At 67.3% G+C, this 16383-nt stretch carries 11 protein-coding genes; 7 read left to right on the top strand and 4 right to left on the bottom strand.

The features are described 5' to 3' along the window. Nucleotides 1-7: 7 nt before the first annotated feature. On the bottom strand, nucleotides 8-1093 hold the full coding sequence (gene gfo6, locus GO488_RS16560; RefSeq protein ID WP_162318952.1) for a D-xylose 1-dehydrogenase Gfo6: 1086 nt from the start codon (nucleotides 1091-1093) through the stop codon (nucleotides 8-10). Nucleotides 1094-1173: 80 nt separating this feature from the next. Between gfo6 and GO488_RS16555 the strand changes: the two genes are divergently transcribed. The 4 genes from GO488_RS16555 to GO488_RS16540 all read left to right on the top strand — a co-directional run bounded on the left by GO488_RS16555 (nucleotide 1174) and on the right by GO488_RS16540 (nucleotide 5960). Continuing rightward, nucleotides 1174-1344 carry a hypothetical protein gene (locus GO488_RS16555; protein ID WP_162318951.1) on the top strand — a complete coding sequence of 57 codons (171 nt, stop codon included), beginning with the start codon at nucleotides 1174-1176 and terminating at the stop codon, nucleotides 1342-1344. A 163-nt stretch (nucleotides 1345-1507) separates the two neighbouring features. Then, nucleotides 1508-3037 (top strand): glycerol kinase GlpK, encoded by a 1530-nt coding sequence (gene glpK, locus GO488_RS16550; protein WP_162318950.1) that lies wholly within the window; start codon nucleotides 1508-1510, stop codon nucleotides 3035-3037. A gap of 3 nt (nucleotides 3038-3040) precedes the next feature. Then, the gene (locus tag GO488_RS16545) at nucleotides 3041-4207 is read left to right on the top strand and encodes a Cdc6/Cdc18 family protein (protein WP_162318949.1); all 1167 of its coding nucleotides are present in this window, start codon (nucleotides 3041-3043) and stop codon (nucleotides 4205-4207) included. An 829-nt stretch (nucleotides 4208-5036) separates the two neighbouring features. Continuing rightward, on the top strand, nucleotides 5037-5960 hold the full coding sequence (locus tag GO488_RS16540) for a mechanosensitive ion channel family protein (RefSeq protein ID WP_241692958.1): 924 nt from the start codon (nucleotides 5037-5039) through the stop codon (nucleotides 5958-5960). Between the two features lie 42 nt (nucleotides 5961-6002). Here the strand turns inward: GO488_RS16540 and GO488_RS16535 are convergent, their stop codons facing one another. Together GO488_RS16535 and GO488_RS16530 are read right to left on the bottom strand one after the other, a co-directional pair. Next, complete coding sequence (locus GO488_RS16535; RefSeq protein ID WP_162318948.1) at nucleotides 6003-6305, bottom strand: amphi-Trp domain-containing protein; 303 nt, start codon at nucleotides 6303-6305, stop codon at nucleotides 6003-6005. A 92-nt stretch (nucleotides 6306-6397) separates the two neighbouring features. Continuing rightward, complete coding sequence (locus GO488_RS16530) at nucleotides 6398-7456, bottom strand: zinc-dependent alcohol dehydrogenase family protein (protein WP_162318947.1); 1059 nt, start codon at nucleotides 7454-7456, stop codon at nucleotides 6398-6400. Nucleotides 7457-7589: 133 nt separating this feature from the next. Between GO488_RS16530 and GO488_RS16525 the strand changes: the two genes are divergently transcribed. Next, a complete protein-coding gene (locus GO488_RS16525) occupies nucleotides 7590-7979 on the top strand; it encodes a DoxX family protein (RefSeq protein ID WP_162318946.1) in 390 nt (129 codons plus the stop codon). A gap of 96 nt (nucleotides 7980-8075) precedes the next feature. On the opposite strand, the gene GO488_RS16520 is transcribed toward GO488_RS16525, so the two are convergent. Further along, nucleotides 8076-10034 carry a molybdopterin oxidoreductase family protein gene (locus GO488_RS16520; protein WP_162318945.1) on the bottom strand — a complete coding sequence of 653 codons (1959 nt, stop codon included), beginning with the start codon at nucleotides 10032-10034 and terminating at the stop codon, nucleotides 8076-8078. A 364-nt stretch (nucleotides 10035-10398) separates the two neighbouring features. Here GO488_RS16520 and GO488_RS16515 point away from each other — a divergent pair, with 364 nt between their 5' ends. Both GO488_RS16515 and GO488_RS16510 read left to right on the top strand, forming a co-directional pair. Continuing rightward, on the top strand, nucleotides 10399-11745 hold the full coding sequence (locus GO488_RS16515) for a metallophosphoesterase (protein ID WP_162318944.1): 1347 nt from the start codon (nucleotides 10399-10401) through the stop codon (nucleotides 11743-11745). Between the two features lie 199 nt (nucleotides 11746-11944). After that, nucleotides 11945-16255, top strand: coding sequence for a glucodextranase DOMON-like domain-containing protein (locus tag GO488_RS16510; protein WP_162318943.1), 4311 nt, complete (start codon nucleotides 11945-11947; stop codon nucleotides 16253-16255). The last annotated feature ends 128 nt before the right edge of the window (nucleotides 16256-16383 follow it).

The following is a 16383-nucleotide window of genomic DNA, read 5'->3' as shown; positions in this document are numbered from 1 at the left end:
CCGCTCTCTATTCGACGGTCACCCAGCGGTCCGACTCGGCGGCTTCGTAGATCGCCTCCATCGCGTGCATGTCGACGAGGCCGTGGTCGCCGTCGGGATAGAGGGGCGCGTCGCCGCGCAGTCGGTCGGCGAAGTAGTCGAACTCCTCTAACATCTGGTCGACTTTCTCCAGTTCGACGGTGGCCCGGCCGTCGCCGCGGGAGACGTGGAGCTTCCGGGGCTGGTCCTGGAAGAAGGCCGGTTCGACGCGGACCTGTCCCTCGGTGCCGGTGACGGTGATCCCGGAGGACTGGCGGGCGTTGTGACTGGCGTAACACTGGGCGTACACCTCGTGGGGGAACTCGGCGGAGAAGGCGACGGTCTCGTCCACGTCGTCGAAGGCGTCGTGCGTGCTGGAGACGTTGCCGGTCACGGCCACCGGATCGGCGTCGAGCAGGAAGCGGGCGGTGTTCAACGGGTAGAGGCCGATGTCGAACAGCGCGCCGCCGCCGGCGAGCCACTCGTCGAGCCGCCACTGGTCGGGGTCGGGATCGATACGCTCCAGCAAGCGCTGGGACATGTCGCCGGTGACGGACATCGGCTCGCCGACGTAGCCCGACGCGACGAGGTCGCGGGCGCGACGGACCGCCGGCTCGGTGTGCATCCGGTAGGCGACCATTAACTCGACGCCGCCCTCGGCGGCCACGTCGCGCAGTTCGGCCGCGCGGTCGCTGTCGCGCTCCATCGGCTTCTCACAGAGGACGTCCTTCCCGAGTTCGGCGGCCGTCTCCACGTACTCCAGGTGGAGGGCGTTCGGCGTCACGATATAGGCGGCGTCGTAGGCGTCGCTTTCGTCCCCGTCGTGGAACTCCTCGTAGGTGATACCGCGCTCCGCGCCCGCCGTCTCCGCGGCGAGGTCGCTTGCTTTCTCGCGGTCGCTGCTGACGAGCACGGACGGCCTACACCGCTCGCTCGCTTCGAGCGCCGGGAGGGCGCGCCCCTTCGTGAACCAGCCCAATCCGATGACGGCGAAGCGCACCGGCTCGACCGCCGACGGCTCGACGGTCTCCCAATCGCGTGCACAGCTCTCCTCGACGATCGCACTCAGGTCCATACGCGTGGTCACTGCCCCCGCCGACATAAATGGCACTCCTTACCGAAACTGGTATCCGGGAATCCGTTCTCGTGGCTAGCGTGTCAGACAACGAGCCAGACGTGTGTCCGTATCCGGGACACGACAGCGTCCGCTGTCCCGAGTGTCGGACCGACATCCCCGGCGTCGTTCCGGCGGGAACACCGGAGAACCCGGCGGCCCGCTGTCCGGCGTGTGACGAACGCATAACGACGGTCATCATCGGCGAGTGACCGGGGACGGGACGGCGCTCGCGAGCGGGTAGCCGCGGCTCCCGGGACCGCTCGGTCGTGCCATTCTCACGAAGGAATTTATATCGGTGAGGTTGGCTTACCGCGTCGGAGGCAATCTTTATTGCCTCTCCGAGTGCCAGTATTTCGCACGGAGGATTCCAGTATGTCAGACACGTACGTCGCTTCGATCGACCAGGGCACGACGGGCACGCGATTCATGGTATTCGACCACAGCGGACAGGTCGTCGCCAACGCCTACGAGAAACACGAGCAGATCTACCCCGAACCCGGCTGGGTCGAACACGACCCCCTCGAAATCTGGGAGAACACCCAAGAGGTCGTCCAGCAGGGCCTCGAAGACGGTGGTATCGAGGCGAGCCAACTCGAAGCGCTCGGCATCACCAACCAGCGCGAGACTACCGTCGTCTGGGATAAGGAGACCGGCAAGCCCGTCCACAACGCTCTCGTCTGGCAGGACCGCCGGACCACCGACCGCGTCGAGGAGCTACAGGACGAGGATAAAGTCGAATGGATTCGCGAGAAGACGGGCCTGGAAGCGGACGCGTACTTCTCGGCGACCAAAACAGAGTGGATTCTCGACAACGCCGAACCGCTGAAGATACAGAGCGCCCGCGGCGAGGACCTCCGCGACCGCGCCGAAGCGGGCGAACTTCTGATGGGCACGATAGACGCCTGGCTTATCTACAATCTCACCGGCAACCATATTACCGACGTCACCAACGCCTCCCGGACGATGCTCTACAACATTCGGGACTTAGAGTGGGACGAGGACCTTCTCGAGGAGTTCGGCGTCGACGATTCCATGCTCCCCGAAGTACGACCCTCCTCGGATGAGGAGTACTACGGCCACACCGACCCCGACGGCTTCCTCGGCGAGGAGATTCCCGTCGCCGGCGCGCTCGGCGACCAGCAGGCCGCGCTGTTCGGCCAGACCTGTTTCGACGAGGGCGACGCGAAGAACACCTACGGCACCGGCTCGTTCTTCTTGATGAACACCGGCAACGAGGCGGTCGAATCGGAACACGGGCTGTTGACGACCATCGGGTTCCAGATGTCCGGTGAGCCGGTCCAATATGCCCTCGAAGGTTCCATCTTCATCACGGGCGCGGCCATCGAGTGGCTCGAAGACGTCGATCTGATCAACAACGCCGCACAGACGGCCGAGCTCGCCCGGTCGGTCGACTCGACGGACGGCGTCTACATGGTTCCGGCGTTTACTGGTCTTGGGGCTCCACATTGGGACGGGCGCGCACGCGGGACGATCGTGGGGATGACTCGCGGGACCCGCAAGGAACACATCGTTCGCGCGACGCTGGAATCCATCGCCTATCAGACCCGCGACGTCGCCGAAGCGATGCAGGCTGACTCCGGTGTCGAGATGGGGCAACTCCGCGTGGACGGCGGGGCGGTCAAGAACAACTTCCTCTGTCAGCTCCAGTCCGATATCATCCAGACGGACATCGCCCGGCCCGAGGTCGACGAGACGACCGCGCTCGGATCGGCCTACGCCGCCGGGTTAGCCGTCGGCTACTGGGAGACGGTCGATGGCCTCCGCGATAACTGGCAGATCGACCGCGAGTTCAGCGCCGAAATGGACGCCGAGCAGGCGGACAAGCTGTACAGTCGATGGGACGACGCCGTCGAGCGCTCGCTCAACTGGGCCACCGAGTAAGGGATGAACCTCGAAGACCGGATTCGTCGCCGCCAGCGCCGAGACGACGGACCAGCCCTCCTTCGAGAGTACGAAACGCTCTCGCCGGCCGCGCACGTCGAGAACCCCGTCGGTCGGGGACCGACCGTAGAGCGCGTGCTGAACCACTTCGACCCGATATTCGACGGGCGAACGCCGTCGAACCTCTACCTTCACGGCCCGCCCGGATCGGGTAAATCGGCCGTCGCGACCGCGCTCTGGCGGAACCTCGATCGACTACCGACGGAGACGCGACCAGTCATTCACACGTCGACGCGCGTCCAGCGCCGGTCGTCGCCGACCTTCGTCTACCTCGACGGCCGGCGCATCGACAGCGAGTTCGCGTTCTATCGCGCGCTCCTCTCGGCCGTCGAATCGGACCCCGTTCCGTCGAGCGGCGTCCGGACGTCGACGCTACGAGACCGCCTGCGAGATCGGTGGCAGAGCGCCCACGCCAGCGTCGTCGTCGCCGTCGATCATCTCGACGACGGGGGCCCTCAGACGACCGTCCTCGATTGCTTCGAGTCGCTTCCCGAATGCGTCTGCTGGCTCGGCATCGGGCGAGCGACGCCCGAAGCGGCCGCCGTCCGCGACCGCGTCGGCGACGCGATTCGCCTCGACGCCTATCACCACCAGCAGCTGGTCGACGTTCTATCCGCGCGGGCGTCGGCCGCGATGTCCGAGCGAGCACTGGCCCACCAGCAGGCCCGGGCGATCGCCGAGTGGGCCGACGGCGACGCACACCACGCGCTCGCCGCGCTGTTCGTCGCCGCGGACCGCGCCGACAGCCGGGAGCGGACGCGGCTCGCCGACGAAGACGTCCGCTCCGCTACCGAGCGGTTGTCGACGGACGCCGTCTCGCTCGCTCGGGTGCTCGAACTACCCGACAATCGGCAGGTCGTCCTCCGGGAACTCATCGATGCGGACGCCACCGCTCGGTCGTCGGTCGCCGCGGCCGCCGAAGCAGTCGCCGCGTCGCATCCGGCCGCGCTCTCCGAGGGCTCGATCAAACGGTTCATCTACGAGATGGCCGAAACCGGGATCCTCGAACGCGTGGAGACGGTAGCCGGGACCGGTCACGGCCGCCGGCCGAGCAGCGTCGAGGCCCGGTTTCACGTGCCGGTCTTTCGGCGTCTGTTCGACCTGCGTTGAACGGGACACGGCGTCGTCCTCGAATTTCAGTTAGTTCCTCCCCTCGGCTACTCTCGCTATAGCGGGTATCTCGATAACAGAGGTAGATACTCCGGCGAAGCCATGTCACTATGGATATTAGCTATTTCACATAGCTGGTCAGCATAGTGAAATAACATAGTGAATGAGTATAGGTGGGCAGTATAGCTATCTTGAATAGCTGGGCTTCACGACTCGATAGTGTGGCTGATGCGTCTCGTCGACGCTGTCCGATACTCGGTCCAGCCACTCGATCGGGATCGCCCGCTCCCCCAGTCCGATTGGCTATCTGGACTGCTCGCGGTAGGGACAGGGGTCCGTCGCGTTATCCGTTCGACTACATTCCCCGCTAAGTCCCCTCCGAGCATCTCTACTCGATATAGTTATGCGGAATAGCTATCTGATATAGCTGTACGAATGGATGCTCGACTCCGAAGGGCTCCTATCACCGGCTTTCGCGGTCTGTTTGTCTCACTGGTCGCCCTGACGATTCTGGAAGACGATCTCACGTCGTCGACCGTTCCCTCGGCACGACGGGGTACTCTCTCCACGAACGGCGTTTGATTCGCAACGGGGGAGGGACACTCCTCTCTAATAGCATTGGAGAGTCACGGGTATCGTTCGGCGATGACGTGACCGAGTCGACGACGGCCAAGCCGCTTCGAATATATCGTATACCGCTATATCATACTCGATCGCGATCGCTCTAACTCGCTGCGAATCGGGCGAAGAGCTGAAACGCGAGCGCCCGTTGCTCCGCTACACCACTGATTAGCCATGTCGTTGAAGTGACGTCGCCCCGATATTCGGGATGCTCATGACGCTAAACCTCGCGGTATTGGCCACTGCGCTTCTCCAGTTACAACTCGATCAACTGCTTCCGGAGACACAGCAACTCGTCACGGAGTACGTCGTCCCAGCGGTGCTGTTCGTCGTCGCTTTCCTCGCCGTCTGGATACTCGGGAAGATCGCGCTCGTCCCGCTCATCAGGCGAGTCCTCGACGAACAGGGTCACGACCCGAGCGTGAAGAGCCTCGCCGAGAGCATGACCGGCGTCGTCAACGTGGTCCTCGCGTTCGCGGTGGCCTTCACCGTCGCCGGGTTCGGCAGCGTGATCGCCGCGTTCGGCGTCTTCGCCGGCGCGATCGCCCTCGCGGTCGGCTTCGCCGCACAGGACATCCTCGGCAACTTCGTCGCGGGCATCTTCATCCTAAAGGACAAACCGTTCGAAGTCGGCGACTGGATCGAGGTCAACGATATCACCGGTCGCGTCGAGGACATCGACCTGCGCGTCTCGCGCATCCGCACGTTCGACAACGAGCGCATCACGCTCCCGAACGGCGAACTCGCCGACAACGCGGTGAAGAACCCGGTCGCCTACGACAAGCTGCGCCAGAAGTTCGTCTTCGGTATCGGCTACGACGACGACATCGAGCACGCGAAGGAGGTCATCCTCGACGAGGCCGACCGGAATCCCGGTATCCTCGACGACCCCGCCACGTCCATCCGTGTCACCGAACTCGCGGACTCCTACGTCGGCCTCCAGACGCGGTTCTGGATCGACGACCCCAAGCGCTCCGACTTCGTGAAGACCCGCTCCGATTTCGTCCAGTCCGTCAAGGAACGCTGTGACGCTGAGGGCATCGACATGCCGTACCCGCACACCCAACTGCTCGGCGGCATCGAAGTCGAGGAGACGCACGCTGAGAACGGGGCCGCGCCCGCCGACGACTGACCCGGCGAGACCCCTCTATCGAAGTGTTCTATCGCCGCGCCGTCACTCGACGTCCGGCGCTTGCTCGTCGGTGCGGCCCGGCAGCGCCAACTCGATCTCGAGCTCGGGGTCGCCGACCCCCTCGAAGTCGAGTTCGAGTTCCACCGGTTCGCCGAAGGCGAAGGGCAGTTCCCACTCGTCGGTCGTAACGGTGAGCTCGTCCCCGTCGCGTAGCTGCTCGCCGAGGGCTATCAGGAACTCGCCCGCCTCGCTCGCGTCGAGCCGGTACTCCTGTTCGAACTCGCGTCCCGACCGGATGAGCGTTCGTTCGTTCGTTTCGTCGCTCGCGGAGTCTGGTTCGGACATCGTGGCTCTCACCGCTATTTAGGCAAACCTAAAGTATAAGCGATGCGGTGTCGCTCGGCTAAGAGGCATCGGCGTCGGTACCGGAGTTCGTCTCAGAACTCCACGACGGGAATCCCGCTGGTCCCGAAGTCCGTCATGGCGGCCAGTCTCTCGGGGACGGCGTCGAGCGAGACGGTCTCGGAGACCACCGCGGCGGGGTCGAGTTTCCCGTGTGCTATCATCCGGAAGATCTCGTCGTAGCGGGGACGGGGCATCCCGAAGGAGCCGACGAACTGGAGCTCCTTGGCGACCATCCTATCGGTGGGCAGCGAGATCTCCCCGGCGTCTTCGCTCGACGTCAGCCCGATCTGGAGGTGTTGCCCGCGCTTTCGCAGGCTCTCGACCGAGTTGCGGCACGTCTCGGAGATACCGAGGGCGTCCACCGAGACGTCCGCTCCGCCGCCGGTGACTGCTCTCACCGCCGCCGGCACGTCGTCCACCGCCTCGGCGTCGACGGTCTCGACGGCACCCAACTCGCTTGCGGTGTCCAGTTTCTCCGCGAAGAGGTCGACGGCGACGACGTTCGCGCCGAGGGCGTCGGCGATGTGCACCGCGGAGAGACCGACGCCGCCGCAGCCCTGGACCGCGACCCAGTCCCCGCCGGTGAGGTCCGCTCGGTGGGCGAGCGCGTGAAACGAGGTCATGAACCGACAGCCCAGTCCGGCCATCTCGACGGGCGAGATCCCCGACGGGAGGGGGACGACGTTGTAGTCGGCCCACGGGACGTGGAACCGCTCGGCGAACGCGCCGGGCGATTCCGGGGTCAGGCCGAACGGGATCCGCTCGTCACAGAGGTTCGAGTGACCGTCTCGGCAGGCCGGACACGTCCCGTCGCCGAGGTTGAACGGCACGGTGACGTGGTCGCCCTCCCGGACCTCCTCCACTTCGTCGCCGACCTCGACGACGACGCCGGCGGGTTCGTGCCCGAAGACGTGTCCGTCCTCGAATCCCCGGCCCTCCCAGGCCGGGTCGCCCTGCCAGGCGTGCCAGTCGCTCCGGCAGATGCCACACGCCTGCGTCTCGACCACGACGCCCGTCGGGTCGGCGGTCGGTTCGTCGACTTCGCGTATCTCGAGTGGATCGCCGTGCCCCGTGAACACTGCTGCGCGCATTACTTGTGATAACTGTTGACGCTAAACATAATACTGTGGGACCGCTCTCGTCCGACGAGCGCCGCCGACTGAGATATCGGCCATGGAAGGGGACGGCCACAGCGGTTTTCCGACTCCACCGCTTGGAGGCGATATGCTGAAACACGCAGTGTTCGTACTCGCACGGGCCGCCTTCGGTGCGAAGTTCGCACGCGACGGCTACAGTAACCTCTCGGACTTAGACGACATGGTCGCCTACGCCGACAGCGTCGGGGTGCCGCTCGCCGGGACGCTCGTCCCCCTCGCCAGTTCGCTGCTGTTCGTCGGCGGGATCGCGCTCGCGCTCGGTCTCGCGCCGCTGCTGGGGGCCGTCGCCATCGCGGCGTTCATGCTCGGCGTGACGCCTGGGATGCACGACTTCTGGAACGAGTCGGGCGACGAGCGAGACGCCGAACTCGACAACTTCCTCCGCAACGTCGCCTTCCTGGGCGGGGCCGTCGCCTTCTGGGCGTCGACCCGAGAGCGAGACCAGCACGCCGAGTAAACCGACCGAGACCGCGGCGACGGATCGACGGCCGATCCGCTTCCGACGGCGAAATCGACTTCTCCGAACACGTCTCTGCGAGCGGAGCGTCCGCTCTCACTGCGATGCCGGGCGGACGCGCACGGTCGCGCTCTCGTCCCGGACGAGCGGGTCCGCGACGTCCGCGTGGAGGTACGCCGTCCCCTCGCGGACGCTCCCGCCGACGGCGGCGGTCGCCTCGACCGCGGCGGCGTCGTTGCGGACGACGACGGTCTCGCCGTCCTCGATGCCCCGCGACGCGGCGTCGGCCTCGGCGAGGTGGACCCGCTCGTCGGACGGCCCGGCGGCGACGCCGCCGGCGCGACTGCCGACGAGGAGCGTGAGCTCGTCGGCGGGCGCGTCGGCGATACTCGTCTCCACGTCGGCGAAGGCGGCGCGCCCGCTCTCCGTCTCGAACGCCTCCTCGTAGAGGACCGCGGTCCCGCTCGAACCGTCGCCCGCCGTCGGCCACTGGACGCCGCCGTCGGCGACGGCGCTCCGCGTCATCCCCTCGTGGACCGGGCTGAGCCGCGTCCACTCCTCGAAGGCCGCGGCCGAGTCCTCGTACTCGAAGGCGTCGCCGACGAGACGGGTCCCGAGTTCGCGGAGGATCTCGAAGTCCGGGCGCGCGTCGCCCGGCGGCGCGACCGCCGGCGCGAGCGACTGAACGCGCCGGTCGAGGTTCGTCACGGTGCCGGCCTTCTCCACGCCCGCGGCGGCGGGAAGCACCACGTCGGCGTGGTCGGTCGTCTCGCTCTCGAAGAGGTCGACGACCACGAGCGCCGAGAGGTCGGTCAACCGGTTTCGGAGCCACGACGCGTCGCGCTTCTCGACGGCCGGATTCTCGCCGACGACCAGCGCCCCGTGGACCGACTCGCCGAACCGCTCGACGGCCGCTCGCTCCGTGAGACCGGGCGTCGCGGGCGGATCGATACCCCACTCGTCCGCCACGTGCGCTCTGTCTTCGGGGGAGTCGACGGGCCGGTGTCCCGGCAGTCGATCCGGTCGGCATCCCGCGTCGGTCGCCCCCTGCTCGTTGTTCAGCCCGCGGAGGACGTTCATCCCCGTCCCGGACCGGCCGAAATTCCCGGTCAGTAAGAGGAGGTTGAGCAGCGCGTCGGCGGTGTCGCTCCCGCCTTCGATACCGGTCCCGGCGAGGACGGCCACGCGGTCAGCCGCCGCGATCCGGTCGGCGACCGCTCCGAGGTCCTCGGGGGGGACGTCCGCCGTCGCCGCCGCGCGGTCGGCGTCGAAGTCGGCGAGCGAGTCGGCGTATTCCCCGTAACCGCTCGTCCGCTCGGCGACGAACGACTCGTCGACTCCGCCGCGCTCGGCCGCGAGCGCACAGAGCGCCGTGACGACGAGCGCGTCCGTTCCGGGACGGGGAGCGAGATGTGCCGACGCCGCTCTCGTCGTCTGGTTCTCCCGGGGGTCGACGTGGACGAGCGCCGTCCCGTCGTGGAGGGCGGGGCGGACGTACGAGTCGAACGCCACCGGCTGCTGGCGCGCGGGGTTGGCTCCCACGACCAGTAGCACGTCGGCGTCGGAGAGCCCGGACAGCGAGTTCGTCATCGCCGGGCGACCGAGGCGGGTTTCGAGCGCCGTCATCCCGGCGGCGTGACAGATTCGCGCGCGGTTGTCGACGTTGTTCGTGCCGAGCGTGCGGGCGAGTTTCTGCAGGAGGTAGTTCTCCTCGTTGGTGCAGTGGGGCGCGCCGAAGAAGCACAGCGCGTCGGCGTCGTGCCCGTCGGCGACGGAAGCGAGCGCGTCCGCGGCCCGATCCAGCGCCTCGGGCCACGAGGCCGCTCGCAGTTCGCCGTCGCGGCGGACGAGCGGGGTCGTCAGCCGATCGTCGCTCCCGAGCGCGTCGAACGCGCCGATACCGCGCTGGCAGAGGTGCCCGTCGCGGTTCACCGGGCCGGGGACGCCTCGCGCGCGGCCCTCTTCACCGTCGCTCGGTGCGAGCGTGCAGCCGACCGCACAGAGCGGACAGACCGTCGCGTCGTCGGCCGGCCGCTCGTCGTCGGTATCGCTCATCGTCGCGCCTCCGTCGCCGCCGCGCTCGACGCCTCGCTCGGCGACGCCGACCCGTTTTTCCCTCGAACGCGTCCGAACACGGTCACTCGACTGTCGTATGCCCGCTACGGACCAAAGACTTTCGACGGGACTCCGCGGGACTGTTCGGCTTCAGCCGCCAATTATTTACGTAAAAATGGTGGACGTTACGGCGCAGACGTTCCGTCTGCATCTCCGACTGTCGTTCCAGAGTGAAGGCTGGAGACGACCGTTCGCCGGGGCCGGACGCCCCGGCGATTCTCGCGCCGAACGGGAGATGCACGCCGGCGATGGGCCGGCGACCGGAGAACAACACCTTTGACGCTGCATCCGACAATCATACGTAATGGGCGGCACGGGCGAGGACCGGGTGTACTACGTCATCAGCGACCTCCACATCGGCGGTGACGAACAGCTGGGCGACGTCGAGTTCCTCGACGAACTCCTCGAATTCCTCGGCCGGTTGGCCGAGACCGACGAGGACGCCGAGCTGGTGATCAACGGCGACGCCTTCGGGCTCTGGGAGTTCACCCGCGTCGAGGGAACGGCGAAGTTCGACGTGCTCGAATCGACGTATCCCCAGTTGTTCGAGCAGTTGCGCGAGACCGGCGAGAACGTCGATATCACGCTCCTGCCGGGCAACCACGACCACGAACTCGCGGCCTACGACGAGTACGTCGAGCGCTTCGCCGAGTACAACGTCGACCTGCTGCAGTCCCAGTCGTTCACGCGACCGGTCGGCGGCCGGGTGATACACTTCGAACACGGCCACCAGCACGACCCGAACAACCGGATCGACGACTGGGGCGACCCCAACGTCGCGCCGCTGGGCTACTACTACAATACGCTCGTCACCAGCCGGGCGGGCCAGCTCTCCGACCGCGGTCGGTACAACTGGCTCAAGGACGTGCAGGCGGTCACGCCGACCGAACGGGTCCCGATCTGGCTGCTCTCGAAGTACTTCTACCGCGAGATGAACCCGCTCCTCCGGTACGCCCTGCTGCCGTTCCTGCTCCTGTTCAACGTCAGCGCCATCCTCGCGGTGGTCGCGGGCCTCAACCTCGTCGGCGTCTGGTCGACGCCCGTCGAGTGGACCACGTCGTTCCTCGGGCAGTTCGGCACCGCGGGGACCGCGATCTGGTTCTTGTTGGCGATCAACGTCACCGTGACCGGTCTCCTATTGCTCGTGGGCGTCCCGCTGTACCTCCTCCGCCGGGACATCAACAAGACGATCGACCGCTTCGGCATCCTCGAAACCGGGCTGACCGTCGACGCGGAGACGTCCTACGAGGACGCCGCCCGCGAGGTCCTCGGTCGCCGCGAGGAGACGGCCGTCTTCTGTTACGGCCACACCCACCGGCCGCGGATGCGGGCGCTCGACGAGGGACTGATGGTCAACAGCGGGACGTGGCTCAAACGTCTTCACCGCCGCGACGGCGTCATCGGCCTCCTCCCGCCGGTCTTCTACCCGTCGTATCAGCTCTGTGCGGTCCGCATCGCCGCGGACGACGGGAGCGTGGCCGTCGAGTACGAGCCGATACAGAAGTCGAGCCCGAGCCCGGAGGAACTCACGCTCACCGAGCGGTTCCTCACGCTGGGCCGGAAACCCGACCCCAATCTGCCCGACCGGGCGACGGTCGAGGGTGAGAACGAGAGCGAGGCGACCGTTTCGACGCCCGAACTGTCCGACTGAGCCGCCGCTGACCACCGTTCTGAGCGAGTTATGACCTCCTCGGCGTGGAATTTTCGAGCAACTTGTCGGATACTTTTCTAGTGTAATCTGTGATAGACTTTTTGTCCATAGAATTTGTTGGGGGATACGAACGGTACAGTCGCGGCTCGGGTCGCCGCTGGCGCTCCGAGAACGCATCGACTGGCGTTCGCAGACAGCCATGAAACGACGCGAATATCTCGGCGGTATCGGCGGACTCGGTGCACTGTCGCTCGGTGGAAAACTTGACGAGGGCATCCGGTCTCTCGCCTCCTCGTCGGCCACGGACGGACACCATCCGGGGCCGCCCCGGTTCATTCACGCGGGGGAGAAACTGGTCGACCCGCTCGCGGTGAGTTACCGGGGCGACGGCTCGCCGGACGGCCGGAACACGCTCGCACCGCGAATCCCGGATCCCGAGCGCGATCCGGTGAACTACGGCGACGACGCGTTCGCGTGGCGCGTGGTCGAGACGCCGGCGGACAGCGGCGTCGCGGGATTCTACGAGGACCCCGAGGAGTACGACTACGGCGACGGCGTCGTCGAGTTCGACCCGGACGTGCCGGGCACCTACGGCCTCGAACTCGACGCGCCCGACGGGACGCACCGGCTCACCGTTCGGGTCTTTCCCGAACCGTCCGACGACGCCGCTGGTCCACCTCGACTCCGCGCCGAGGGGCGCTACGACCCGAAGACGAAGTCCTTCGTCGTCGAGACCGATCCCGACGCCGCGCCCGACAGCGAGGCGACGGCCGAGGACGTGGACGTGGAGTTCCTTCCCGACGACCGCGCGTCCCTCACAGCCGACGCCGTCACCGTCGACGGGACCACCGCCCGGATCCCGGCGGACGCCGTCGACGGTACGGCACGGATCCACGCCGTCCCGGTCGCCGACCGCCACGGCGTCTCCGTCACCGTCGAGCTCGACGCCGACGACCGGAGCGCCCGGTCGCTGAACGCCGTCCCCGACTGGCTCCCGAACTCGGTCGGTTACGAGATCTTCACGCGGTCGTTCGGCACCGGTCCCGGCGAGGTGGACTTCGGCTATCTCTCCGACCGGGTCGACTATCTCGACGAGTTGGGCCTCGACTGGGTGTGGCTCACGCCGGTCTTAGAGGCGACGAGCCACCAGAACCCGGACTCGCCGGGCGGTCCGCACGGCTACGACACGACCGACTTCTTCGACACCGCTGACGCCCTCGGCAGCGTCGCGGAGTACGAGGCGTTCGTCGATGCCTGCCACGACCGCGACATCAAGGTCGTCTTCGACCTCGTGTTCAACCACACCGCGGCCGAACACCGCTTCTACCGGCAGGCCAGTTCCGCCGGGACGGACTCGAAGTACTACGAGTGGTACGAGCGGACCGCCGACGGCGAGCCCTACTCCTTCTTCGGCTGGTCGGACCTCATCAACGTCGCCTACGAGACACCCGCGCTGCGCGAGCACATGCTCTCGGTCGTCGACTTCTGGGCCGAGAAGGTCGACGGCTTCCGCTGTGACGTCGCCTACGGCGTCCCCCACGACTTCTGGGCGGAGGTCCGGACCCGCGTCAAGGAGGCCAACCCCGACGCGATGCTGCTGGACGAGGTGATCCCCTACGAGGCGGAGTTCGGCGGCGACGAGTTCGACATGCACTTCGACGACTGGCTGGTAAACACCCTCCGGAGCATCGGGCAGGGCGGCACGCCCGCCGACGCGCTCCGGTCGACGGTCACACACCGGCAAAACGAGGGGTTCCCGGACCGGGACCTGTTCCTCCAGTACGTCGAGAACCACGACATGCGACGGTATCTCGACGTGGCCGACCGGTCCGCACAGCGGGCCGCTGCCGCGGCGACGTTCACGCTCCCGGGCGTCCCGATGGTCTACTACGGGCAGGAGCGGGCGCTGACGAACTACTCGGAGCCCCGCATCGACGAGAAGGGCCACTTCCGCGCGTTCATGAACTGGGACGAGTACGATCAGGAGCATCTCGAGTTCTACCGGTCGCTCGTCGACGCTCGTCACGACCTGCCGGCACTGCGGGAGTCCGCGGAACTCACGGGCGTCTACTACGAGACCGACTCCGAGGACGTGGTCGCGTACGGCCGCGACGCGGGCGAGGAGCGGGCGGTCGTCGTTCTCAACTTCGGGTCGGAACCGGCAGAGGTGACGCTCCGCGGGGCCGTCGACGGAACGGACCTGATCGAGAACCGGCCGCCGCGTGCCAGCGAACGGGGCGAGGAACGCGGGAGGGGCGTCGCGAAGGCCGGAGAGCGGAGCAACGCGGACGTGCAGTGTCGCCCCGACAACTCGGGTGACGACGCCGAACCGACCACGGTCACCGTCGACAGCGTCGGCGTCTTCGCCGCCGACTCGCTCTCCGGGCTCGGAGAAGAGGTCGCCAGTCTCGACGACCCGGCGGGCGACGATCACGGGCCGGGGAGTTACACGTATCCGACCGACGACGTCTTCGCCGACGGCGCGTTCGACCTCACGGGCCTGTCGCTCCACGAGACGCCGGACGCCTACCAGCTCCGCGTCACCGTTGACGCGCCCATCGAGAACGCATGGGACTTAGACCACGGCTTCTCGCTCCAGCACCTCCAGTTCTACCTCCGCGACCCCGACGCGACCGGCGGTGCGACGGCGGCCCGCGAGGGGGTCAACGCGACGCTGAGCCAGCCGTACCACCGCCGAGTCGTCGCCGACGGAGAGCGGGGAGCCAGAGTCGAAGGGCCGGACGGCGAAGCGCTCGCCGACGGCGACGTGTTCGTCAGCCCCTCGACCCGCTCGATTCGCGTGGACGTGCCCAAGTCCGCTATCGACGGCTCGCTCACCTCGTGGCAGGTCGCGCCGCTGCTGCTCGGCTACGACCCCGAAGGGGCGGGCGGCGTCCGCCAGGTGAACGAGTCGAACGCCGCGCGCTACTTCGGCGGCGGTACCGGCGACGCCTCGCGGATGGGAACCGACCCGAACGTGATAGACGCCGTCGTGCCGTCCGGGACGAGTCAGGCCGAGGCGCTCGGCTACACCGGATCAGAGACGGCGACGATTCCGTACGCGACGTTCGCGGAGGGGCTGTACGGGACGCTCCTCGAACGCTGGGACGACCCGACCGGGGACGGTCACGGGCCGGGGAGCTACACCGCGCCGACCGCGGACCCGTTCTACGACGGCGCGTTCGACCTCGCGTCCTTCGGCGTCTACGAGGACGGCGACCGCTACACGTTCACGATGGAGATAGCCGGCGGCGTCGAGAACCCGTGGGGGCTCGCCAACGGCTACTCGCTCCAGTTCCCGCAGGTGTACGTCCGCGACCCGAGCGCCGATTCGGGCGACACGGCGGCCCGGGAGGGGGTCAACGCGACGTTCGACTCGCCGTATCAGTACCGCCTCGTCGCGCCGCCGGAGACGAAGGAGACGGGCGGTCTCCCGATTCGGACCGCCGTGGAAACGTCCGACGGTTCCGTCGTCACCGACGACGTGGTCGTCTACACCGTCGAGGCGCAGGACACCATCGCCGCGAGCGTCCCGAAGAGCGCCTTCGATGGGCGGCTCGGCGAGATGGAACTCGTCCCGCTACTGCTTGGCTACGACGGCTACGGGCTCGGCGGCGTCCGCCGCGTGAACGCCACGCGGGACCAGTACCGCTTCGGCGGCGGGAGCGGCGACGACTCGACGCTCGGCAGCGACCCGCAGGTCATCGACCTCGTCACGCCGCGGGGCACGAGCCAGGGCGACGCGCTGTCGTACTCGGCGTCCTCGCGGGCGTCCATCCCATACCTCTCGATGGACGGCCTCAACGGCACGCTCTTGAAGCGGTGGGAGGACCCGGCGGGCGACGACCACGGGCCGGGGAGCTACACGTATCCGACGAACGCTACCTTCGACGACGGCACCTTCGACCTGACCGGCGTCGAACTGTACGAGGACGACGGCCGCTATCAGTTCGTCTACTACCTCGATACGTCGGTCGTCAACCCGTGGAGCGGTCCCAACGGCTTCTCGTTCCAGACGATGCAGATCTACCTCCGCGACCCGAGTGCGGACGGCACCGTTCCGTCGACGACGACCGCCAGAGAGGGCGTCTGGGCCGAGTTCGAGGCCCCGTACCACTACCGCGTGTGGGCGGAGGGCTGGCGCGCCCGGATCGAGGACGCGAACGGCGAGTCGGTCGCCAGCGAGGCGGTCAGCGCCGCGGCCTACGCCGACCGCGACGCCATCGCCGTCTCGTTCCCGAAGGAGACTATCGGCGACGTGACCGAGATGGAGACGATGCCGCTGCTCCTGGGACAGTCGGGGTCGGACCCGGGCCGTATTCGGCCGGTCGCGGCCTCGGCGTCGAAGTGGCGCTTCGGCGGCGGCCGCGACGACCGGATGGACCCGAATATCATCGACATGGTCGCTCCCGAGGGGACGACGCAGGCGAATGCGCTGTCGTACAGCGCAAACGAGCGGGCCGTGCTTCCGTTCCTCTCGGCACCGGCGGGAGGCGAGGACTCGGAGTAGACGAGGCGGTAACGGCGTCGTCGCCTCGCTCGTTCGTCACGCGCGACGGCGGGGCGACGCAAAACAGCGGTCCAGCGGTCGCTTAAGCACCGCTTAAACGCCCGAAAATACCGCGAAAACAGCTCTGT

Source organism: Haloarcula limicola (assembly GCF_010119205.1).
Lineage (GTDB): Archaea > Halobacteriota > Halobacteria > Halobacteriales > Haloarculaceae > Haloarcula > Haloarcula limicola.
This window is presented reverse-complemented; position numbering and strand designations above follow the sequence as displayed.